The sequence below is a fragment of the Streptomyces sp. NPDC001020 genome, from assembly GCF_053599115.1.
On the sequence record NZ_JBSFLQ010000060.1, the window covers coordinates 1 to 21,329 of the forward strand.

Annotated in this window: 21 protein-coding genes and 4 pseudogenes; 8 read left to right on the forward strand and 17 right to left on the reverse strand. The window is 67.5% G+C overall.

From position 1 onward, the window contains the following. Positions 1 to 112: 112 nt before the first annotated feature. The 6 genes from ACWDEX_RS34415 to ACWDEX_RS34440 form a co-directional block, all read right to left on the reverse strand. On the reverse strand, positions 113 to 244 hold the full coding sequence (locus ACWDEX_RS34415) for a hypothetical protein (protein ID WP_450468403.1): 132 nt from the start codon (positions 242 to 244) through the stop codon (positions 113 to 115). Between the two features lie 41 nt (positions 245 to 285). After that, positions 286 to 957, reverse strand: a complete 672-nt coding sequence (locus ACWDEX_RS34420) for a hypothetical protein (RefSeq protein ID WP_450468404.1) — start codon at positions 955 to 957, stop codon at positions 286 to 288. A 652-nt stretch (positions 958 to 1,609) separates the two neighbouring features. Beyond that, entirely contained in the window at positions 1,610 to 2,380 is a 771-nt protein-coding gene (locus ACWDEX_RS34425) for a hypothetical protein (RefSeq protein WP_450468405.1), read from the reverse strand. Between the two features lie 379 nt (positions 2,381 to 2,759). Next, on the reverse strand, positions 2,760 to 3,077 hold the full coding sequence (locus tag ACWDEX_RS34430) for a hypothetical protein (RefSeq protein ID WP_450468406.1): 318 nt from the start codon (positions 3,075 to 3,077) through the stop codon (positions 2,760 to 2,762). A 240-nt stretch (positions 3,078 to 3,317) separates the two neighbouring features. Further along, positions 3,318 to 3,836 (reverse strand): cupin domain-containing protein, encoded by a 519-nt coding sequence (locus tag ACWDEX_RS34435; RefSeq protein ID WP_450468429.1) that lies wholly within the window; start codon positions 3,834 to 3,836, stop codon positions 3,318 to 3,320. A 108-nt stretch (positions 3,837 to 3,944) separates the two neighbouring features. Then, entirely contained in the window at positions 3,945 to 5,618 is a 1,674-nt protein-coding gene (locus ACWDEX_RS34440) for an IS1182 family transposase (RefSeq protein ID WP_450468407.1), read from the reverse strand. A gap of 182 nt (positions 5,619 to 5,800) precedes the next feature. Here ACWDEX_RS34440 and ACWDEX_RS34445 point away from each other — a divergent pair, with 182 nt between their 5' ends. Continuing rightward, a complete protein-coding gene (locus ACWDEX_RS34445) occupies positions 5,801 to 6,865 on the forward strand; it encodes a pentapeptide repeat-containing protein (RefSeq protein ID WP_450468408.1) in 1,065 nt (354 codons plus the stop codon). A gap of 44 nt (positions 6,866 to 6,909) precedes the next feature. Here the strand turns inward: ACWDEX_RS34445 and ACWDEX_RS34450 are convergent. Beyond that, positions 6,910 to 7,278, reverse strand: a pseudogene (locus ACWDEX_RS34450) (IS701 family transposase); the annotation flags it as partial. A 917-nt stretch (positions 7,279 to 8,195) separates the two neighbouring features. Between ACWDEX_RS34450 and ACWDEX_RS34455 the strand changes: the two are divergent. From ACWDEX_RS34455 to ACWDEX_RS34465, 3 genes are all read left to right on the forward strand, one after another. Then, positions 8,196 to 8,852 (forward strand): DUF6193 family natural product biosynthesis protein, encoded by a 657-nt coding sequence (locus ACWDEX_RS34455; RefSeq protein ID WP_450468409.1) that lies wholly within the window; start codon positions 8,196 to 8,198, stop codon positions 8,850 to 8,852. Between the two features lie 993 nt (positions 8,853 to 9,845). Then, complete coding sequence (locus ACWDEX_RS34460; RefSeq protein WP_450468410.1) at positions 9,846 to 11,219, forward strand: helicase associated domain-containing protein; 1,374 nt, start codon at positions 9,846 to 9,848, stop codon at positions 11,217 to 11,219. Beyond that, positions 11,219 to 11,473, forward strand: a complete 255-nt coding sequence (locus ACWDEX_RS34465; RefSeq protein ID WP_450468411.1) for a hypothetical protein — start codon at positions 11,219 to 11,221, stop codon at positions 11,471 to 11,473. Before ACWDEX_RS34460 ends, ACWDEX_RS34465 begins: the two co-directional genes overlap by 1 nt. Here ACWDEX_RS34465 and ACWDEX_RS34470 read toward each other — a convergent pair. Both ACWDEX_RS34470 and ACWDEX_RS34475 read right to left on the reverse strand, forming a co-directional pair. Then, a pseudogene (locus ACWDEX_RS34470) lies at positions 11,419 to 11,580 on the reverse strand (rhomboid family intramembrane serine protease); the annotation flags it as partial. The gene ACWDEX_RS34465 and the pseudogene ACWDEX_RS34470 overlap by 55 nt on opposite strands. A gap of 314 nt (positions 11,581 to 11,894) precedes the next feature. Further along, a complete protein-coding gene (locus ACWDEX_RS34475; RefSeq protein WP_450468412.1) occupies positions 11,895 to 12,629 on the reverse strand; it encodes a hypothetical protein in 735 nt (244 codons plus the stop codon). A gap of 24 nt (positions 12,630 to 12,653) precedes the next feature. On the opposite strand from ACWDEX_RS34475, the gene ACWDEX_RS34480 reads away from it, so the two are divergent. Continuing rightward, positions 12,654 to 12,989 carry a hypothetical protein gene (locus tag ACWDEX_RS34480; protein ID WP_450468413.1) on the forward strand — a complete coding sequence of 112 codons (336 nt, stop codon included), beginning with the start codon at positions 12,654 to 12,656 and terminating at the stop codon, positions 12,987 to 12,989. Positions 12,990 to 13,338: 349 nt separating this feature from the next. On the opposite strand, the gene ACWDEX_RS34485 is transcribed toward ACWDEX_RS34480, so the two are convergent. Then, on the reverse strand, positions 13,339 to 13,818 hold the full coding sequence (locus tag ACWDEX_RS34485) for a malic enzyme-like NAD(P)-binding protein (RefSeq protein WP_450468430.1): 480 nt from the start codon (positions 13,816 to 13,818) through the stop codon (positions 13,339 to 13,341). Here ACWDEX_RS34485 and ACWDEX_RS34490 point away from each other — a divergent pair. Beyond that, entirely contained in the window at positions 13,700 to 14,164 is a 465-nt protein-coding gene (locus ACWDEX_RS34490; protein ID WP_450468414.1) for a DUF6233 domain-containing protein, read from the forward strand. The genes ACWDEX_RS34485 and ACWDEX_RS34490 overlap by 119 nt on opposite strands. A 47-nt stretch (positions 14,165 to 14,211) precedes the next feature. On the opposite strand, the gene ACWDEX_RS34495 is transcribed toward ACWDEX_RS34490, so the two are convergent. Continuing rightward, positions 14,212 to 15,108, reverse strand: a complete 897-nt coding sequence (locus ACWDEX_RS34495; RefSeq protein ID WP_450468415.1) for a hypothetical protein — start codon at positions 15,106 to 15,108, stop codon at positions 14,212 to 14,214. 665 nt (positions 15,109 to 15,773) lie between these two features. Between ACWDEX_RS34495 and ACWDEX_RS34500 the strand changes: the two are divergent. Beyond that, a pseudogene (locus ACWDEX_RS34500) lies at positions 15,774 to 16,802 on the forward strand (IS110 family transposase); the annotation flags it as partial. Positions 16,803 to 16,818: 16 nt separating this feature from the next. Further along, positions 16,819 to 16,926: pseudogene (locus ACWDEX_RS34505) on the forward strand (IS5/IS1182 family transposase); the annotation flags it as partial. Between the two features lie 63 nt (positions 16,927 to 16,989). Here the strand turns inward: ACWDEX_RS34505 and ACWDEX_RS34510 are convergent. The 6 genes from ACWDEX_RS34510 to ACWDEX_RS34535 all read right to left on the reverse strand — a co-directional run bounded on the left by ACWDEX_RS34510 (position 16,990) and on the right by ACWDEX_RS34535 (position 21,152). Next, a complete protein-coding gene (locus ACWDEX_RS34510) occupies positions 16,990 to 17,385 on the reverse strand; it encodes a hypothetical protein (protein WP_450468416.1) in 396 nt (131 codons plus the stop codon). Between the two features lie 147 nt (positions 17,386 to 17,532). Then, on the reverse strand, positions 17,533 to 17,757 hold the full coding sequence (locus ACWDEX_RS34515; protein ID WP_450468417.1) for a hypothetical protein: 225 nt from the start codon (positions 17,755 to 17,757) through the stop codon (positions 17,533 to 17,535). Positions 17,758 to 18,099: 342 nt separating this feature from the next. After that, entirely contained in the window at positions 18,100 to 18,393 is a 294-nt protein-coding gene (locus ACWDEX_RS34520) for a hypothetical protein (RefSeq protein ID WP_450468418.1), read from the reverse strand. 136 nt (positions 18,394 to 18,529) lie between these two features. Beyond that, complete coding sequence (locus ACWDEX_RS34525; protein WP_450468419.1) at positions 18,530 to 18,919, reverse strand: peptidase inhibitor family I36 protein; 390 nt, start codon at positions 18,917 to 18,919, stop codon at positions 18,530 to 18,532. Between the two features lie 239 nt (positions 18,920 to 19,158). After that, positions 19,159 to 19,881, reverse strand: a complete 723-nt coding sequence (locus ACWDEX_RS34530; RefSeq protein ID WP_450468420.1) for a response regulator transcription factor — start codon at positions 19,879 to 19,881, stop codon at positions 19,159 to 19,161. Continuing rightward, positions 19,878 to 21,152, reverse strand: a complete 1,275-nt coding sequence (locus ACWDEX_RS34535; protein WP_450468421.1) for a sensor histidine kinase — start codon at positions 21,150 to 21,152, stop codon at positions 19,878 to 19,880. The genes ACWDEX_RS34530 and ACWDEX_RS34535 overlap by 4 nt, the downstream gene beginning before the upstream one ends. Positions 21,153 to 21,329 lie beyond the last annotated feature (177 nt).

Sequence of the window (21,329 nt, forward strand, 5' to 3'; positions counted from 1 at the left end):
CACGTACCGAATGATCGCTGCGCTCGCTTCGCGCGTCCTCGCGCGAATTGCCCGCCTCCGGCACGAAATACGGCTGGTTTTTTTGCAGGATTTTTGTTTAGTTGAGGGTTTGTCATATTCGTTGTGGAGAGTGGGGTTCCGAGTAAGTCGCCGATTCCTCGGCCTTGCGCTCTTCGAAGTCCTCGGCCGTCAGCGCTCCGGCGGTGGTGCTGGCCAGTTCCAGCAGGGCCCGGGCGGTCTGCACGGAGGAGGCACCAGGCTCTTCTTCCTGTCCGTTGAGGTCCGTCAGGGCGATCCGGCCGGGAAGGTTCTGGAGTTGCTGAAGTAGAAGAACTTCGGCTCGCGCTCGCGCAGGATCCGTGCCGCCCGATGCCAGACAGACTTGCAGTCGGCCAGCCGCTGGCGTGCCGCCCTGGTGAAGAGGTCGATGTCCTCGGCGGTGTAGTCGGAGTCTTCCGTGGCTTCCAGGCTGCTGGCTTGTTCCAGGGCCGCAGCAAGACTCCGGGTTCCAAGGACGCTGCGCAGCGCCGGCGGTACTTCCTCGTCGTTGCAGAGGTTCTCCAGAGCAGCGCCCTCATCGACGGTCAAGGTGACCGTGTGTCCTCCCTCGTAGGGGATGGACCGTGAGTACGAGCGTCCTTTGACCACATCGGGCCCGAGTACGTCGGTGACAGCTTTCAGGTCCTCGTCGTCCAGCGTGAACGTGCAGGTGATCGGCTTAGCGTCGTTGATCTGCCCCGAGCGCGTGCCTTTGACCTTCCGCCACCGCGGATAGTTCTGCCCCAGGGCGAAGGAGTGCTCTGGGTAAACGGGGTGGAAGCGGTAGATCGCCGACAGGAGCGCTGTCTTCCCGCTCTCGTTCTTGCCGACCAGTGCCGTAACGTCTGGCGCGATATTGACATCGCCGCTGTCAACGATGTTACGAAAGAGGCGACTTCGTACCTGGGTGAGCTGCATCTGGCCAGTCTGCCCTGCCTCACTGACAACCCCTGGTCCTCGCGCACAGCGAACCGGGACGGACGGACCACCGCGCTCACCGCCCAGGGCGACGCTGCTGGCCCGGTTGCCGCCAGTCCCACCCGAGCTCCCCGAGTTTCGCGGATGCTTAAGGCGGGCGGCCGACGGGCCGCCCGCCTGGCTGACTCAACATCATGAGCCGCCGCGGCCTCGGCGCGAGATCAAAGCCGCCACGATCGCCGCTGTCCCCGTCACCACTGCCGCCCCTAGCATTGCCGCTCCTGTGATCGCTGCTCCGATCACCACTACGTCGACGTGCACGTTAACTACCTCCCTCTTCGACCCCAGCGGTCAAGTAAAGGGAGAGTGCAAGCTGAGCATGCATGGTGTCCGAAGGGGCGGGCAGTGCGGGCAAAATCCCTTTACGCTCCAGGTCAGTCGCCTGCCCGCCGTGCCCGCTGCGGGCACGGCGGGCAGGTAGGGACGCAGTAGTAGGGGGTAGATGTCGAAGCCGGCCAAGGCCCGCGAGCTGAACCGCCGCTGGCGCGTACCTCCGCCACAGACGGTGCGTTCGTACCCGGACGTTCGCCGGGTGCTATTCCCGACCGGTAAGCACGCCTGACGCGGCCTCGACCGTGGGTGCGGTTCGCCCCTATGGGCCTGTGATCGTGCCGAGTACATCAATGTGCCGCCGGAAGTTTCGGCCGAATGCGACGACAAATGCAGCGATCAGGACGATGCCGAAGACGTAAGCGTCAGCGCCCTCCGGGAGGATTCTGCTGCGCCCTAGGCCGATGATGCCGACAGCGGCGAGCGTCAGAGCGGCGAGGTACCGCAGGGCGTCCCAGTTACGCTGTCTGGGAACTTCGCTGAGCTGGCCTGCCTCCAGGAGATCACCGACACGGCCTTGACAGTACCGGTCTGCGATCGTGAGTAGAGCCTCTGCGATTTCCCGGAAGGCTTCATCGGGCGCAGTATCTAGTTTCCCCTCTAGCTCATCGAGAGCGGCGCACACCTGGCATTCATGAGCCTTTACACGCTTCCTTCGGTTCGAAAGTAGCGGAATGGTTCCACGACTACTGTGGGCATCGAGCACACCGCGCCGTACCGTCTGCAACCCCTTAGATATCCCCCTTATCCGATCCGCTCTCTGTTCGCCCCCTCTGCGTGCACCGTAGCACCTGTGGATTACCTCAGCACACTGAGAAACGAGCGCGTACCGGCGTGCAAGAAGAACGTTTGACACCTGTCTTCTATGCCGTCGGATCCCTTGGTAGTTCTGCCGGATCATCATGATGGCAAAGATGCACCACCACAGAATCAGGAACCCAAGTATAAAAACCGTCAGAACCCACCGTAAGCCGACGATATAGATGTTTCCATGGAGCTTCTCTTCGAAGGGGAAATGAGGAGAAGGAATCACCTTCTCTAAGAATCGAAGGCCGAACCAGGCCGGAGTCAGGGCAATTGGAGCTGCAACGATGCTCGCTAGCACCCTCTTCCAGAGCTGTAGGCGGACACGGCGCCTCAGCGCGAGCCGGACTCAGAGGCTTACCCGCTGCTGAACTCCCAGCGCCTCACAGTCCAAAATGAGACGCCACACATCTGTGTCGTACCGGCGTAATGTCGGTCGCGCTCCGTTAGTAGTGTTCCCCGTCGCCGTTGAGAGGGGCGGTTGCGCCGTCATAGTGGGACATCCTGCCAGCACTCAACTGCTTCCGGCAGCCACCTTGTTGGACGTTTCACCCTGGACGGACATCGTGCTGACGTGGTGGACCTGCCCAGGCGTAGGGCCCGCCCGGTTACCTGGTCCTCGTTGTGCCTCCCCCGATCACCCGCCCGTACCGGGAGGCAGCCCTGGATGCGCCCCGCCTGTCGGTCTGGCCGCGTAGGGCAGGGGAGAGCACGCTCGACGAGCCGACGAGATCCAGCTCCGCGACGACATAGCGCAGGGTGTCACTTCCGTGATCGTCTACCTTCAACGGCACTTCGGGTTCCGCCTTGTTCGCCGTGCTCCCTGTCGGCTTCGCCCACACGTAGCCGCTGATCTCGTCGGCCGTACACACAGGCTTCTTCGCCTCGGCGAGAGCGTCGTCCCGTTCAACCAGGGCGCCGCGCATCAGGAACAGCCGCGGCCGCCCGTCCCCTGCCGCCCTAAATACCCAGGGAGTGCCACGCCGCGCAGCTGCGCCCATGGTCTCGAAGCGCCGGCCGGCTACCGCAGCGATCAGGCACGGCTAGCATGTGGAGCGCCCCGGCCCCGGCAGCTGCAAGACACTGTTGGCGAACTCGTACGGGCCGGGCGCGCCCTGGTGGTGGCCATCGTGGCGGGGGAGCGGTAGTCCTGCAACGGCCCCGAACTACCCCTTCCCGGGCTCGAAGTCTTCCAGGAAGTAGCTGTCGTGCCGGATGCGAAACCGCTTAAGTTCCTCGCCACCGCGCTGCGTCATCTCCGCAACCCGCTCGAAGTATTCCTCGCGCGGGGCGCCGGGGGAGAAGAGCATGAGCATGGACATGGGCTCGTTGGTCACGTTTTTGAAGGCGTGCAGGCCGCCGACCGGTACGTACAGGAAGTCGCCCACGCGGCCCGTGACCCACTTCTCGCCGTTGTAGAGCTCCAGTTCGCCGGAGAGGATGTAGAAGGACTCCGACATCGCCTTGTGGAAGTGGGTCTTGGCTCCAGCGGACCGTGCACCCAGCTCCACCTTGTACAGGCCGAATTCGCCGCCGGTCGACTCGTTGGTGGCGAGGTAGTGGGTAGAGGCGCCGGGTGAGGAGATGTCCGGCGGGGTGTCGGCCGGGCGGAAGGCCGCGTTCACTTCGCCCTTGTTGCCGTGGTAGCGGGCTTCCGGGTACTCGAGGTATTCCGGGTACGACATGATGCGCTCCTCTTGGCAGGTCTCCACCAGCATGGTGGCTCCCGCCTCCAGAAGGTGGCATCGGGCTTGCGGATGGTCTTGGGTTGGCCCGGGCTGAAGGCTGGGGACCTAGGTACTGCAGGGCTGGGTGGTGGGCCGTAGGGCTGCCAGGCGTGACGTTCGTGTGCGGGCTCGTGGAGTGTCGGTCCACCAGGCGTTGAGGCGGTGGAAGTTCATCGCGGTGGCGGTGAGCTGGTGCTGCAGCCAGGCCTTGGCCAAGCCTTGATAACGGCATCGCCGCAGGCCGAAGGCCCGTACTCCCTGGGAGATTGTGCCTTCGACACCAGCCCGGTGTGCGTACTGCTCTCTCCACTCCGGGGTGCCTTCCTGGGCCCGTGCCCGCTGGATCACCTCCTGTTCCGCCTGCGGGCGGAGGGTGATCCGTCGGCCCATGTCCGACTTGTTGTTGGAGCGGGTGCACTGCTCTCGGGCCTTGCAGGGACGGCAGGCGGCCGTCGGGAACCGTACCCGGACCACGGCCGCCCCCTGCTGAGAGCGGTCTTCCCGCCAGTTGCTGGTAGTGGTGCCGCTGGGGCAGGTCACCTGCCAGGTCTCCCAGTCGATGGTGAAATCGGCCTGGGAGAAGCCGCCGCCGTCCTTGGTCTGCCAGCTGGTGGACGCGAGGGTCGGGCCCACCAGGTCGACCTTGTGGTCCCGGCGGGCGGTGACCACTTCCCGCGCGGTCGCATAACCGGCGTCGACCAGGTGCCGATCGGGCAGGAGGCCGCGCTCGGCGAGGTGAGCGTGGATCGGGGCGACCAGACGCACGTCCTGGACGGTGGAGTCGGTGGTGGCGACGTGTGTGATCAGGTTCGGGCTGTCCGGCTCGCAGGTCTCGGTGAGGTGGACCTTGTAGCCGTCCCAGAAGATGCCGCGCTTCACGCTCCCCCGCGCGTCGGTGTCGTAGGGCGTCACCAGCCGCTCCGCACCCGACGGGCGGTCCTTGAGGTCGCGGCGGCGGACCTGCCCGTCGTCGACGACGTACTGCTGGATCCACATCTTCCGCAGGGCCTGGACCCGGTCGAGCAGCCGCAGGGACGCAGGGGCGTCCGGTGCGTGCAGGGCCGCCAGCAGGCCCAGCCCGTCGGCGCCGATCTGCTCGATCAGCTCTGTCTGCTTGGTCTTCCCCTTGGGCAGGCGGGTGTCTTCGAACCGGATCGCGTACCGGTCGAACCAGTCGGACGGAGCCCAGCCGGCCAGCCACTCCGGCTCGCGGGCGGCCACGCTGTTCAGCGCGGCTCGCAGGGTCTCACCGAGCCGTACCAGCCCGTTGATCTGCCGCGCGGCGGACAGCACGATCGTGGAGTCCGTGCGTGCACGGCGGCCGGTCTGGAGCAAGCCGCGTTCCGCAGCGGCCTCAAGAACCCGGTCCAAGAGCTTGCTCCCGGCATCTCCCTCGATCAGCCGGTCCCTGAACTCGGTGAGTACCGAGTGGTCGAAGCCCGCATCGGCGAGCTCCAGTCCCAGCAGGTACTTCCAGTCCAGCCTCCCGCGCACCGCGTCCGCGGCCTGCCGGTCCGACAGGCGCTCGGCGAACTGCATGACCGACACGAGCGCCAGCCGGCCCGGCGACCACGCTGGCTTTCCCCTGTTCGGATATAGCCCGGCGAAGTCCGCGTCCGAGAACAGCTCGCCCAGCTCGTCACGGATCCGGATCGCCAGGGTGCCCTTCGGGAACGCGGCCCGCGCCACCCGGGCTGTCTCCTCAGGAACCTCGCCGATCATCCTCGCGCGCAGCGACACCGACACCCTCCCCAAAGACAACGTCGGGCCTTCACGACCACAACGGGTCATGAAGACCGACGTCACGCTCAGCCCTGGATTCGCCAACAGTGTCGCTGCAATGCCGGGGCCAGCCTCAACTTCTGCTCTGATCTACTGCCTTGAGGGGTTGAACCGTCCCGGCGCAGTCCATGCTGCTCAGCATGATGCTGAAGCTCAAGAGGATCACGCTCATGGTGGGCCTTGCACTGGGGGTCGCCGGATTCGCACTGTTGCTGTGGCGTGGCCCGTGGCTACTTGATGGCGCACATCTGCGGTCCAGGAACCTTCAGCCTGCTGACGCTGTGGTCATCACCGGTGTCCGTACCGCGCTGGTAGCTCTCGGTGCCGGAGCGGTCGGTGCAGCAGGTCTGTACTACACGCACAGAACGTTGGAGCATACGCGTGAAAAAGATCGCGATCAGGCCGAACTGACCCGAGAAGGTCAAATCACCGACAGATATATCGAAGCGATCAAGCTCTTGTCATCGGAACATGCAACGCAGAGGCTTGGCGGCATCTACGCTCTTGAACGAATCATGGCTGATTCGGAGAAGGATCACGAGACGATCATCGAAGTTCTCGCATCCTTTATCCGCGAAATTGGAAGCCTGTCGGAAGCGGCGGATGGTGACGCCGCGAAGGAAGAAGTGCTGGCGGCGCTGACCGTGCTTGGGCGGCGCCTTCGGGGCATCGACCCCTTTGTTAAATTGCCTCGAGTCAACCTTCATGGGGCGGATCTTTTCAAGATTCATCTTGACCATTATGTGGACCTACGCGAGGTTCGACTGTCCCAGTCGCGGATGGAGCTCGTGAGATTGGATGGCGCTCGGCTCCAGAAGGCCAATCTCGAAGGTGTCGAGATGGAGAAAACGAGCCTCTCGAACGTCAACCTCACCGGTGCACGGCTTCACGGGGCTCGGCTGACGCTCGTCAATATCGAGCACTCACTCCTTAACGGAGTTGCTCTAACCGACGCCCATCTGTTTGCCGTCGATCTGTCTGGCTCTAATCTAAGGCAGGCAGATTTAACAGGGGCGGTACTCGACGACGTAGTGCTTTGCGGGGCCGATCTGACTGACGCTCTGGGGTGCACGGTTGAGGCGCTACTAAAATGCCAGCTGGACTCTCATACTCGACTTCCATCCGAGTTGGGTGCAGATGATCAAATTCAAGCCCACATTGCATCATGCGAACAAACCAGAGCTCGGGTGTCACAGCAGGAATAGTTCGAGCAAATATTGCCTACTACTCCAGCCGTAGATCGTGATCTTCATGCCTGGGATGCCGCTCGTCGCCGGTAATGACTGGCTCTTGATCGTGCCTGGTGACCGCGTCGCCAGACGGACCAGGCGAGCCGGTGGGCCGGGCCGTGATCGGGTCGGACAGCGACAGTGACGAACAGGCGCTGGATCTCATTGCAGGTCAACGGGATCAGGTCGTGTGCGGGTCGGTGTGCGTGTTCGTCGGCGCGGACGACGGCGAGGAAGGCATGGGCCAGCATCGCGAGGATGACCCAGCGGGCCCAGGAGGGGTAGCGGCGGACCTGGTGCTCATCCAGTCCGGCCAGCCACTTCTCGCTCTGGAATGTCTCCTCCACCCGCCATCTGGAACCTGCGACCTTGACCAAGGTGGGCAGAGAAGCCGGGGCGGCGGGACAAGTGCGCCACGAGGCGCTCTGTCGTATCCCCGGTGCAGCCGGGAGGAATTCGAGAGGAGGTTCCTGGGCCTGATGGCTTACCTGGATCCGAAAGGTGAAGGGGACCAGAGCATGCCAGAAAACCAGCAGCCGGCCGCCGACGACGTGAACCTGCCGCGACAGACCGTGCGACCCCGGCTCCATGCACACCCAGCAGTAGCCAGACGCGCGGCCAGCAGCCAGGACCTCTCGGCGGTGTTCGTCATCGTCGCCCCTCCCGAATCAGCCGGTACAGGACACGCCTAACCTCGCAGTCCCGGGCCTCGTCTACGCACTGCTCGTGCAGTTCCGGGCGTGCTCGAACAGTGCCCGGTGGGCGTGGTCGGCTACGCAGGGCCGGCAGGTGCGCGGGTACCAGGTCGCCCCCGTGGTAGACAAGGATTCGGCTTGTCGGCTCTTCTGCGAGCCCAGATCGATGGCTGTCGCGAGCGTGATCGGGTCGCAGCACCACACGCGGCGCCGCGAGACTGGCCGTCGGTGACGGCGTTCAGGGGCGGGAGCGCCAGAATGGGGACGACCAGGGCCGGAACCTGCAGCAAGATCCCTGCACAGCCGCAGTCTGTGCAGGGGCGGCGTGGCTCGTCATGTGGCGCTCCTTGGGCATCGGCCAAGCCCCGGGAGTGAGGGCCTCGCCGGGGGGTTCGCCATCTCTTTCGACGCTAGGGAAAGAGGGTCGGGCGCAATGGAAAGCCGTGCCCACTCCTCCCGTCACTGCTCTATACCCCGATGTCGCGGCCTGCGGCAGCCTCGCTGCAGCACTGCGTGCAGAGGCGCAAGGTCGCCTCGATGCCGTCCCCGTCACGTCCTCGATCTCTGATCCACTGCTCCATGCGGCCGTCGCAAGCACCCTGCCTCATCGCGTGCCGCTGCAGATCACCGCGTGGCAGCACGAACGGCTGTGGTCGATCCGCAGTGAAGAGCCGTTCCAGGGAATGCCCCTCATCGACGGCCGGACGGACGACCTGGCACAGGTTGCCAGGGCCGCCCGAGCATGGCACGACGGGACGACCTTGAACGACATCCGGCAGGCAGCACCCTTCGTGCACCTGACCGGCAGGTTCGAGCTGCCGGTTCCCGAGTGCTTGACGGAATCCGAGTGGCAGGGCATGCGCCGAGAGGCGGCTGAACTGGAGTATGCCTGGCAAGGAACGTACCAAGCCCTGGTCGAGGCGGCGTATGCCGAGCCGGCGCTGCGCGCGCTCTACCTGTTCACGAGCCACTGGGTGCTGCGCTTCTCGACGCCCACCCGCCCGCATCTGACCCTTGCCGAACCGTGTCTGATGGCGAACAGCGACGGCACGTACGGGGTGGGACGAGGCTTCATAACCCCGGACCTCGGCCTGTTCGCCACAGCGCACGAGGCCGTGGCGCGGGTAGTACGCCAACTGCCGTCTTGCCTCGGCCCAGTCACGCTCGGCGATGACCTTACGGGGCAGGCAGCCGGTTCGACGGAGCAATGCTCAGGACCTGGGGATCGGCTCGGGGAGGACGTACCTTCCCGTGTGATTGATCGATAGGTCACCGAGCAAGACCGGTGTTCGCAGCACCGGCGGGGAAGGCAGCCACTCCCCAATCGCACTGGCGGAAGGCACTCTTCACTTACCTGACCACCTGCTTCATGAAAGCGCGAGGCTAACGCCTACACGACCCTCGCGAAGGTCTGCGCAGCCCTCCGGGCGCACGACACAGATGCTGGCGAGGCACGTGCCGCTTCGCCCGGAGAGGGGGCGCTGATGTCAGTACCAGGCGCTGCATTGCCGGTCAGCGCCAGCCTTGCTCGTGCACAACCTGAGCTTTGTATCCGACGCTGTGGCTCCGGCCGTCCCCCACCCGAAGTCGGCCAGGCTGACCTGGGTGCCAGCGCCGGTGGTGACGTTGGACCTGAGTACGGTTCCCGACCAGGCGTCATTAGAGAAAAGCTCTGCTCGGCGGCCGTCCTTTGCTGTGTCCGTCAAGTAGGAGTCGCTGACCACCGGAAAGTAGACCCTGCTTGTGTTGTTGTCCCAGCACAGGGAGCCGTCAACATTTGCGCCAGCGATTGTCTTGCCGATGTACCGGCAGCCCGTCGCACCGACAGCGGCTGCCGGGGAGTTAGTCTGCTTCGGCGCCGTCGAGTGAGCTTCCGCCTGAGGCAAGGGGGTCGGTGCTGCGGAGGCTGTGGCGGTCAGGCCCGTAAGGGTGAACCCAGCGACGGCGGTGACTGCAGTCAGAAGGCGAGGCAAGTGCACGAGATTCTCCTTGGCATGAAGTGACTGGATACACGAGCGTGCCGGTCGGCCGTCATCGTGTCTTTGATCGTTCGCGCTGGAACTCCGTTCGGCACATCGTCTTTGGCCGGGCGTGTTCTCGACAAAGACCGTCGGCTGTAGCCGAATGTCCCTGGTCAGCGCGTGCTACACCTGAGAATTCGGACACTTAGGGGCCTTATGTTGCGAATCCACTTCACTTCGGAAGATTTGGCGCGGGTGGCGCTCGGCTACAACAGCTCGCTGCCGGTGAGTGAGGGCGTGATGAGTCTGCAAGCCCTCCGTCGCAACTCGGGCCCGCGGTTCTCCGCGTGGCGGCACCTCGTCGGGAAGCAGCTACCTGCACGGGCGTCACTGCTCGGTCCCCTGGTACCGGCCGCCGGCTGGGCGCCGGACTTCCTCACCCCCGGCCCTGGCCACGCAACCCCCACCACAGGGGCGTTCGACGCGATAAGAGCCACGCCGCGAAGACGTCTCGCGGCGGAACTGAGCCGTCTGTCGAGCCACCACCGCCTGCCCGCCTGGACACAGCTTCTGGCCGACGGGGACCGCGAGGCACTGGACGCGGTGGCTGACATCCTGGCCGCCTACTACGACGTCGCGATAACCCCGTTCGCCGACCGCATGCGGACCGTGTTGGACGCGGACCGTGCCTGGCGGGCGCACACCATGGCACATCTCGGCGTCGGTGCGGTGCTGGACAACCTGCACCCGCAGGTCCGCTGGGAGGAACCCGTGCTGGAGCTTCCCGGCCCGCCTGGGCAAGGCCGGATCGACCTCCACTTGGAAGGGCGAGGACTCCTCCTGTCCGCCCACATCTTCTGCGGCTCCCGTCCCCGGGCACTACTCAACGAGGTAGACACCCCCGTTCTCGTATACGCGCCCGTCTGGAATCTCGGGCGCGATAGCCTCGTCGCCGAACCACCTGGCACCCGGCCACGTGCGTCGACAGCCCTGGCGACACTGCTCGGCCGAACCCGCGCGGCCGTCCTGGAGGCCCTGACATCCCCTGTCGGCCACAGCACCAAGCAACTCGCTGAGAGCCTTGCCATCTCCGCCGCCTCGGCGTCGGAACACGTCACCGCGCTACGAGACGCTGGCCTGGTCACCAGCCTCCGACAGGCCAACACGATGCGACATACCACCACCGCCCTCGGAACCCCGTCGTGGTGCCCGAGCTGGCCGGTGGAGTGGCAGCGTGCCTTCCATCTCGTCCGGCTCCATCTGGAGGCCGGCCGCCCGCTGCCGACCAAGCCCGGCGACGTGATGCACCAGGGCGAGGACCTCGGGCGGTGGGTGCGCTCGGTCCGGCTCGGGTGGGACAACCTCACCGGCGTGCAGCAGTGGATGTGTGAGCAGGTCCTCGGGATCGAGCCCGCGGCCGAGGACGAGAAGCCGCCCCCGCGCCGTACGCAGGCCGACAAGTGGGCGATGAACTACGAGGCCGCCAAGCAGTTCTACGAGCGCGAGGGGCACCTGCGGGTGCCGAGGAAGCACGTCGAACGGATCGTCGGCGAGGACCAGGAGGAGAGGGAGCTCCGGCTCGGGGCGTGGATCGGGAACCAGCGGAGCCGGGCCGCGACGCTGTCCCCGGAGCGGGTGGAGCTGCTGTCCGCGATCGGGATGCGGTGGTCGTGATGGGCTTGGGCGTCGTCGTCACCGCGGCCGTCGCGCTCGCGGCCGGCTATCTGCTCGGGCGGCTGCGTCCGTGGCGGCGCCTGGGCGACTGGGCTGCCGATCAGGTCCGCTTCACCGGAGCGTGGGCCCGGGGCGGTGCTGGCCGCCAGGCCGTCGTCGTCCTGGTCCACGCCGTCACCGCGCCGCGCACCAACTGGCGCATCATGCGCGCCCCGGCCAACGAGACGCAGGCGCCAGCACCCGTACGCGGGTAGGCGAAGCCGTACGCCGCCGCGTACCCGCAGGCCACGTAGAAGAGGGCGTAGCGGATGTGCCCCAGACGGTCCTCGATGTTGTTGCCGAAGATCTGAAGGATGGACATCAGCGCAGGTCACAGGCATGCTTGCTGATCCCTGGGTCAGCAAGTAGCCAGCAAGTGACGAGCGGGAGGCCCCGCCTTGCTGACCGCGGGGTGCGTCAGCAAGACCAGGTTCGCTGGTTCGCTCGTCCTTCGGAAGGTGTCGCTCCTTGGCTCGTCAACTCGCCCGCGGCATGGGCTCCTTCTTCAAGCCCTGTGACTGCTCCAAACCCAGCCGGCCGTAGCAGGACTACCCGGCTCTGTCCGCGAGAACGGAACTAGTGAACAGAGCCGACTACTCCCAACATTCGACGCAGGGACCTGGTGGTGGCGGTTGCTTACGAGTGGTACAGCACTCGGACCAGCATCGTCTCGGGCGGCAGGGCGTCGAGGTAGGTGTTGAACCACCGCCGGTAGGCCGGTCCGCCGTCTTCCAGCCAACGGCCGTCCAGCGTGAGCAGGGCGGGTGTGGGCAGTACCTGCGCGGCGTGGGCGGCCACGAACGCCTCCCGGTCGGGGCCGAAGAAAAGGACCGGATCGTCCGTGAACCGTTCCTCCAGCTCCGGGTCCTCGAGGATGGCCCGGATCAGCGGCTGGTCCCAGTGATCGGCGCGGGCGCGTTCCTCGGGGTAGCCGACCGGGTCGAGGTACACCCGGTCGAGGTAGTGGGCGGCGGGCAGCGCCGGGGGGTGGCCGGCGGCGAACCGCGCCCACTCGTCCCACCGCAGGGCTGCCTCCTGCGCGGCCGCCTCCCGGTCGGTGTCGAGGTCGAGGATGCCCCGGGGCCCGCCGTGGCAGCGGCCCCGGTCAAGCTCCTCCCACTCCGACCCTTGCTGCCAGTCGCCGACCCGGACCAGCCGGGGGTCGTCCTCGTGCCCGAGCAGTACCGCGAAGGCGTAGCGGCCACCGGAGATGGCCCAATAGTCCCACTCGCCCACCCAGTCAGGGTGCGGGATGTCCTCGCGGCCGTAGTGGTAGGGAGCCATGGCCTCCCCGATCGCTTCGCGCAGGGCGTCGGGGTCGGCGGGGTCGCTGGGCGGCGCGACGCAGACGGTGATGCGCTGTTTGGCCATGGCTGCTTTCTCGTGTTTCTTTTCGTGACGTCGTCGGGCGGGATACGGGGCTCAGGCCTCTGGCGGCGGCCCGCACTGGATCACCACATCGTCGCATCCCCGCTCCAGGGTCTTCACGCCCTCCCAGATGAAGGCAAGGTCGCCCAGGATGCCCGCGCCGCCGAGCAGCTTCCCGCCGAGGCGGCCGCCGCCCCGTCGGCCGCCGCCCTCGCCCCCGCCACTGGAACGAGGGGTGTCGGCGCCGACGCCGCCGGCTCCCTTGATCCCGCCCGACAGATGGGTGTCGAAGAAGGTCTCGCCGGCCTTTCCGGTGCCGGGGTCGCCAACCGCACCCGCACAGACAAGGGAGGCACCGCGTGAGCACCGAGCAGCACGACGCCGACGCGTACGGCCAGGAGCTGGCCCGCATCAGCCACCATCAGCACGAGGCCACCGAGGCGCGGTTCACCGTGTTCCAGGCCCTGGCCGCCGTCGGGATCGGACACGAGCAGGCCGACGACATCGTGTCGAAGCTGGAGGCCGGGGCGGTGGCCGACGCCCACACCTGGATCTCCGAGAGCAGCGCCCCGCACGGGTCCGAGCAGCGGTTCGAGGACGGCTGGCACGCCGGAGTCCGCGACGTCGCCACCTATCTGCTGCGCATCGCCGACACCACTGCCACCGCTCAGCGCGGGCGCGCCGCCTCCAGCGCCATGTTGGTCTCCCACCGTCAGCAGCTGGCCTCCCCCGCCCCGCAGGAGGCTCCGCTGGAGGAACCGGCCCGGCTCCGGAGCTGGACGCGAAGGACGTCCTGGCGGCCGCGGAACGCTTCCCGTGGGCCTTGGCCGCACCGGGCGAGCGCCACTGGCCGGACGGGGAGTTCCTGGACGTCGCTCTGAGCGCGGTGCGCACCGAGGAACGCCAGGGGTACATCGAGCGCTTGGAGGCGTTCGTGGAGCAGCACCGCGCCCGCCTGGAGGAACTGCTGCGGGCGTACGGGCCGGGCAGTCGGCCCGCCTCGCACGGCCGGTACGCGCTGATCAGCCGCCATCAATGCCCTGCCCTCGGACCAGAGCACCGCGTCCGACGGCATGACCTCGATGCGACTCGTGGGGTTCGACAGCGGCAGCAGCAGCGGACGCTCGACGCCGGCGGCCAGCGCGCGCACGATCTCCTCCGTGAACGCCCCGTGCGCGGTGGAGGTGCCGATCAGGATGGTGGGCTTGACGTCCGATCTGTCTCCGGCTGAGCGCCTTGCCAAGCACCGCGCTGTGGAGCAGTGGCTGGTGTGGCAGCTGCGGCAGACCCGCCGGGAGATCGGCAAGATCGAACAGCAGATGCGGGCGCCCGGATATGTCGTCGAGAAGACACTCCGCAAAGGGCACCCCCTCGGCGCTACCGTCCACGTCGCCGGCTGCACCATGGCGCAGCGCGAGACCCGACGCCTCAGCGCCGACGATGCCCGCGCAGCACTCACCAAGGACAGGAGGTTCTTCAGCGCCTGCCAGTTCTGCGCGCCCGCCAGGGCGCTGGCCCTAGGGACTGAGCGGGAGTGAGTCCTGTTGCCAGGACTCGTGCTCAGCCGTGTGCCCCCGACAACGGATCAGGACGGCAGGTTGGCGAGGATGCAAGTGGCGAAGCCAGTGGCCGGGACCGCGCCCACCGCCGCGAGCAGCAGGGTGCGCAAGACGAAGCCGATGGTGAGGGGGCGGCTGGCGCGGTTCGGGCGCTCGGGGTCGTAGTTGAGCTCGACCGATTGCCCGGTGTCGGCGTGCTTGGAGAAGGCCCAGGTGGTGACGACCGACGGGACGTCCCACATGTGCTGCCCGTCGACCGTGGTGAACTTCATTTTGGAGAACTGCCAGTAATGTACGCCCTTGTCCCAGATCTTCACGTAGCCCGTCACTTTGCCGACCACTCCGATGCCGCGCTTACGCAGCAGCCAGAGCGAGTGGGCCCGGCGGCCCACTCGCCACAGCGTGAATCCGCCGGCCAGGCCGAGGGCGCCTCCCACGCCCAGGGAGACCCCGGCCTCGGCGCCGTCCAGCGGGCTGACCCAGCCGAGCAGGAGCAACAGCAGTACGTACGGCGCCAGCAGGAAGACGATCGCCTTTGCTCGCCGGCCGAGCGCACCCTGCCAGGGCGACTGTTTCGTCTTCCTCTCCACTTGCACCAGCGCGTGTCCGTCTGCTGCGGGCTCGGTCGCCGCGAGGGCGGCCGTCAGCTGGGCCAGGAAAGCCTCCGCCGCATGCGCGTTGGGCGCACGGAGTTCCACGGCCTGCCCCAGGCCGTGCTCGGCCTGGTTCGGCGTCCCGTTGATCTCGATCCACACCGCACCGCTCGTGGTCAACTCCGCCGAGGCGAGGGCGCGTACCGGCAGGGTCCACGTCGTCCTGCCCCGTACGATCCGCAGCTGCGAACCGTTGAAGCGGGCCGTGGTCCCCCCTCCCGTCAGTACAGTCTCTGGTGACGCGCCGGATATCGGTCTTCCGCTGGTCATGGCCGGATGATACGCGGGCCAGGCGCCGCGACGACCTCGTCGAGCCACGTCAGTGGCTGGTCCGCAGGCCAGGTCAACAGCCGGTCATGATCGCCCGGGTCTCGGGCCTCGTGTTGACGTGTTCCCTGGCCTAAAGTCCAGGGATTCCGGCCTGGGTCGTCTGACCCCGTGCACGGACTTGGCGAGCCGAGTGCGCCCGAGACCGGCGGGTCACGCGCGAAGTCAGAGGCCAAGGGCTGCGACGGTCACCGTGCCACGGAAAACGCACGCCCTCCGGGCCCCTGAGGCAGCCGCGCTTACGACCTGGGGAGCAATAGGGAGTGGGTGAAGGAGCGGCGTCCGGTGCGGTCGATCGCAAGGCGCCGGAAGGTCCTCGTAGCGGAGCTACTAGGCCGCGCGCCTCTGTCGGCTGGGCTAGGTGGGCTGGTGGTTTTGCGGAGCTAGGTGGCGTAACGCTGGTGACACAGGCTGAACACCCGCCGTTGAGCCAGCCATGAAAAAGATCATGACTCTCATGGGCCTCACTCCTCGCCTCCACCCCGGCTACCGCCGCCCCCCTCGCCGATGGCCCGGGAAGCGGCGGGGGACTCATCGGTAGCTCTGTGCCCCTCCCCAAGATGCTGAGCTTTCCTGGAGTTCCCCCGATCCAGCGCTAGTGTCCTGAGTGGGCGGTGGACGTCAATCACGGCGGTGCTGCGCTGCTGATCGGTCTGCTGCTCAACCACGGTCAGCCCATGGCCTACCTCACCGGCCTGGCCGTCCACCGCGCGTCCGGCACCTATCGCGGTGAGGGCAAGACCGACGCCAAGGATGCCTTCGTCATCGCCGACCAGGCTCGCATGCGCCGCGACCTTGGCCTGCTGCGGCCCGGCGACGAGACAGCCGTCGACTTGCGCATCCTCACCACCCGCCGCACCGACCTCGCAGGCGACCGCACCCGCCAGATCAATCGACTCCGTGCCCAACTGCTTGAATTCTTCCCCGCGTTGGAACGCGCGCTCGACCTGACCAACAAGGGCCCCGTCATTCTCCTGACGGGGTACCAGACACCGGCCGCCATCCGCCGTGCCGGCGCGAAGCGCATCGAGACCTGGCTACGCAATCGCAAGGTCCCAAGCAGCGCGGCCCTGGCCAACTCCGCCCTGGACGCAGCGCAAGCCCAGCACACCACGCTGCCCGGCGAGACGCTGGCCGCCGACATGGTGGTCCGTCTCGCGAAGGCGGTGATGGCCCTCGACGAGGAGATCGCCGAGCTCGACGCGCTCATCCAGGCCCGGTTTCGTGAGCACCCGCACGCCGACGTGATCTGCAGCCTGCCCGGGATGGGCACTCAGCTCGGTGCCGAGTTCATCGCCGCCACCGGCGGCCACATGACCGCCTTCGCGAGCGCCGACCGGCTTGCCGGCTACGGAGGCGGGGCCCCCGCTGCCCGCGACTCCGGCCGCATCAGCGGCAACCATCACAGCCCGCGGCGCTACCACCGCGGCCTGCTGCGGGTGTTCTACCTGTCGGCAATGGCGAGCCTGAAATCCTGTCCAGCGTCGCGGACCTACTACGACCCCAAGCGCGCCGAGGGCAAGGGGCACAAGCAAGCCCTGATCGCGCTCGCACGGCGGAGAGTGAACGTCCTCTGGGCGATGATCCGTGACGGAGCGTGCTACCAATCCGCACCGAGTGTCGCACCTGCGGTTTGACAACGGCATTGGGATGTTCTACCTCCACCTGGCCGCCGCGCTCGTCACGCTCCGCATGCTCATCCGCCGAGCCACCACCCACTACCGCTGGGACGGTCGCCCCACCACACGCCGCCTCAAGTGATCCATTTGCCGGTCGGCCATAGACACTCCCGGCAAGCCTGAAGATCCCGCCCTCAGCAAGCAGCTACATGTAGGTCCAGGCGCTACAGCCATAGTTGACTGCTGCATTCCATTTGCAAACCCGGAAGCGAGTGACATCCTGGGGCGGGGCCGCGGTGAACGCACCGTTTGTCACCGGTCCCGCAGTGTGAAAGGTGCCATCGGCGTAGTAGAGCTGTGCTACGGCGGCATAGCCGTCGTTGTGCTTGTAGTCCGCCAGCCAGAGCCAGCTCGCCGCTCCGTTGCCCGGATTGTTGTCCACCTGGGCCTCGAATAGTGCTCCGCCGCTCGAATACGTGGCGTAGCCGACGGTTTGGGCAGCGGCCGATGCAGACTGCGAAGTAGCAAAAACTGTACCCACACCCACAGCAGCCACCGCAGTGACAACCGCAGCCGCCCAGGTGAAGCGCTTCAGAACCATCTTCTTCCTCTTTACCAAGTCGTCGGATCACACTGATTCAGCATCGGATCCGCGACGGTGTGCCTGTCACTCCCTCAACGGAGCTCGCACCGCCGAAAGTTCACGTTGGTGCAACATCCGCGACGCCCGAGCGGCCTTGGCCCGGCGTCACAGGGTGACCGTGAACCTCCCGTAGTACCGGGTCCTCTCCCCCAGCGCCGCAGACGCGGCCTCGTCCTGCTCGGCGGCGGCCAGCCACCGCCACACCGCACGCTCTCGCACACCCAACGCCCCGGCCATGAAGTCGAACCCGCTATCGGTCAACTCCAGCGACAAGGCGTACTTCCACTCCAGCCGTAAGCGGACCGATTGCGCGGCCTGCCGGTTTGCCAACCGGGCCAGCGACACCGCCGGACGCCCCCGGACCGGGAAAAGTCACTCGAAATCGGCATCCGCGAAGACGGGCCCCAGCGTGTCCCGCAGCCGCATCGCCATGCACCCCTTCGGGAACACCGCGCACGCAAGCCGCGCGGTCTCCTCCGGGATCTCCGCCACCTTCACCCCATGCCGACGTTGAGGATGGTTCCGGTGACGAAGGACGCGGCCGGCGAGGCGAGCGGCGATGACTCTGCTGGGGGCCCACGTCAGCGGTGATCCGCCCCGGGACGGACCGCGGACCAAGGGCGCTGGCCGAGGTTCAGGCGGTGGGGCGGCGGTAGGCGCCGTACCACTAGATCAGGCAAGTTCGCGGGCGAAGACGGCGTCGCCGCTGCCGTCGTCGACCGCGATGTGGTGGGCGATCGCCTGGGCACCTCCCCAGACGATGACGCGGCTTGCGGCGGTGACGTCCACGTCTGCGGCAGTCGAGCCTGCGGCCTGCTCCGAGCGGAGCGTTTGCAGTACGGCCTCGTCGAAGCCTTCGAGGTCGGCGGTGTAGAAGTCGCCCACTGCGGAGTCGTACGCAGCCGCCTCACGGACCGTGGTGAGCACACCCTGCTGAGCACGGTGGATCGTCCCACTGCCGGCCAAGCGCCAGCAGGGACTTGCGCAGTTCGTCGGTGAGGCGCACCAGGACGTCCGACTTGCTCTCGAAGTGCGTGCGCGTAGAAGGTAGCCCTGGACTTCAGGCCATGGAGCACGTCGGTCGTGTTTCTCGTGGTGGGGATCAGCAAGCTCCGGGACGCACCGAGCTGATCTTGTCGTTCCAGTACGGGTTCGGGACCCTCATGTCGGCGATCCAGGTGTGGGCGTTGAGAGTGAACCGGTCGCCCGAGTAGTTGTTGTCCACGAACAGACAGAACGCCGTGTCGGTGTCGTTCTTGACGGACGAGGTCTTGTCCTGCATGTTCCCGCTGGGAAGAGCTGCGATCTTGCCCAGGTCGCTTTCCCTTTCCCAGGAAGCGAAGCACAGGTGTGTGCCCGAGTAGTTGATGTTGTCGTAGAGGACCAAGGCGTTCTCGCAGCTTGCGGCAGACGCCGCGGAGGCGGGGGAGATACCGAGGGCCAGCGCAGCGGTGGCGCCGACGGCCAGCACCGAGACGGTACGGATGAACATGATGATCCAATCAGTAGGTTCGTACGAGCAGGTGGGTCAATGGGTAGGTGGTGCCCTGCCATGTCTCGCGTGGCTCAGCCTGGACACGTATAAAGCCGGTCGATGGGTTCACACCAGCGCGGCACAGGGTGATCTCGCGTGGCGGGAGAACGGCGTGGTGTGATTCGCCCGCTCCGACGCACCGGGCCCGCCCGCGCCATGACGACGCGGGCGGGCCCTTGGTGAGCACAGGGTCGCGGTCAGCCGCCGCCCCGCGTGTCCTGGCCGGTGCACACCCCGTTCTCCCAGGCCCAGGCGGCGATCTCCACTCGGTTGCGGGCGGCGAGCTTGCGCTGGACGCTGCCGAGGTGCGTCTTGACGGTGGAGAGGGAGACGTGCAGCTCGGCCGCCAGCTCCTCGTTGGTACGGCCGCGCGCGACGAGCCGTACGACGTCCAGCTCACGTGCGGTGAGCGGGAGTCCGGGCAAGGCGCTGCGGGATCGGGGCGCGCCGCGCCGTTGGTCCGCCTGCTTCCCCGAGGCGGCCTCGGACGCGGCGTCGGTCATGTGCTTGAGGAGTCGGACCGTGACCGCCGGTGAGATCAGGGCGTTGTCGGCGGCCACCGCCCGCACGGCCTCGATCAGCAGTGCGGGGGAGCCGTCCTTGAGGAGGAAGCCGCAGGCGCCGTTGCGCAGGGCCTGGTAGACGTACTCGTCCAGGTCGAAGGTGGTGGCGATGAGCACCTTCAGCGGGTCGGCCGCCTCCGGGCTTGCCAGCAGCCGCGTCGCCTCCAGGCCGTCGAGGCCCGGCATCCTGATGTCGAGCAGGCACACGTCGGGGCGCAGCCGCCGGGCCTCCCGTACGGCGGTGGTGCCGTCGGCCACCGAGGCGACGATCTCCATGTCGGGCTGCGAGCCGAGGATCATGCCGTAGGCCGAGCGGATCATCGGCTGATCGTCGGCGATGAGGATGCTGATCGTCATGCGTCCAGCGTGGCAGTCGTCCGGTCGTCCCCGGGCAGGGGGAGTGGCCCGGGAAGCGGGATACGTGCCTCGACGACCCAGCCCACATCCGCTCGCGCCCCCGCGGTGACGGTGCCGCCGACCATGGCGACGCGTTCCGACAGCCCGACCAGGCCGTAGCCGGAGCGCGGTTCGCGGAGGGACACGGCCGGGCCGTCGCTCGTGTGCGTGGGCTCGGCACCGTGCGCGGCGGCGTCCGGGCCGTCGTCGGTCACCGACACGAGGACGGCCGGGCGGGCGGTGTCGGCCTCCAGCCGTACGTCGACGGTGACCGCCCTGGCCCGGCGCGCGTGCTTGCGCACGTTGGTCAGGGCCTCGCGGACGACCTGGTGCACGGTGGTGGCGACGCCGGGCGGCAGGGCGCCGACGGCGAGGCGGGGGGCGAGGGTGAGTGTGACGGCCGGGCCGGTCGCCGAGAACCGTTCCGTCAGGGTCCGCAGGTCGGCGAGGCCGCCGCCCGGTCCCTCGGTGGCCGCCGGGCCGCCGGGACTGCGCAGGACCGCGACCATGCTGTGCATCGACTGCATGGCCTGCGATCCGGCCTCCTCGACGGCCGCCAGCATGCCGTCCAGTGCCTCCGGCGACGGGGGGCGGCCGGCCGCCGTCACGTACCGCACGGCCTTGGTCTGAGCGACGATCGCGGTCACGTGGTGGCCGACGAAGTCGTGCAGTTCCCGCGCGTAGTCCAGACGCTGCACCTGGAGCGCGGCCTCGTGCTCCTGCGTCCGGTACCGGTCGAGCAGCCGGAGGTACAGGCCCAGCACCGTCGCCAGGGCGGCGGCGAACCAGAACGCCGGAACCGCGAACGGCACCAGCCGCTTGTACTCGGCCGGCGGGAGCCGCAGGACGATCACGGTGAGCGAGACCAGCGCTCCCCCGGCCAGGGCGGTGGCCCGCAGCGGCGGACGCAGGCGCGCCGCACGGACGACGACCAGCAGCAGGGCACAGGTCTCGACAAGTCCGAAGGTCGTGTCGGGCCTGGCGGCCACCCGGGTGTTCACCAGGGTCACCAGGCAGGACGCGAGGACACCCGCGCCGGCCACCGCGTCGAAACGGTTGTGGCGCGCGGCGAGGGCGGCCAGCAGCAGGCCGCCGGACACCGTCCAGGCCATGGCCATGGGCACGGAACCGGTGTCCGCGCCCTCGCTCGCCACCGCGGCGAGGAGCAGCACCGCCGCGCAGGCCGCCGCGATCCGCCTGCCGCCCGCGGGGACGTCGAAGAACTGGTTCATGACCGCCGAGGTTACGACGGTCCCCGGCGGCTCGGCCTCGGCCGTTCGGCCGAGGCACGCACGGCCCGCGTGCCGGACATTCGGCCTTCCGGTTGATCCGCGCGCCCCCGGACCCGGCCAGGATCGGGTCGTCCGCCGGCTCCCACGGCGTCGTACTCCCTTGGCCCGCAGCACCGG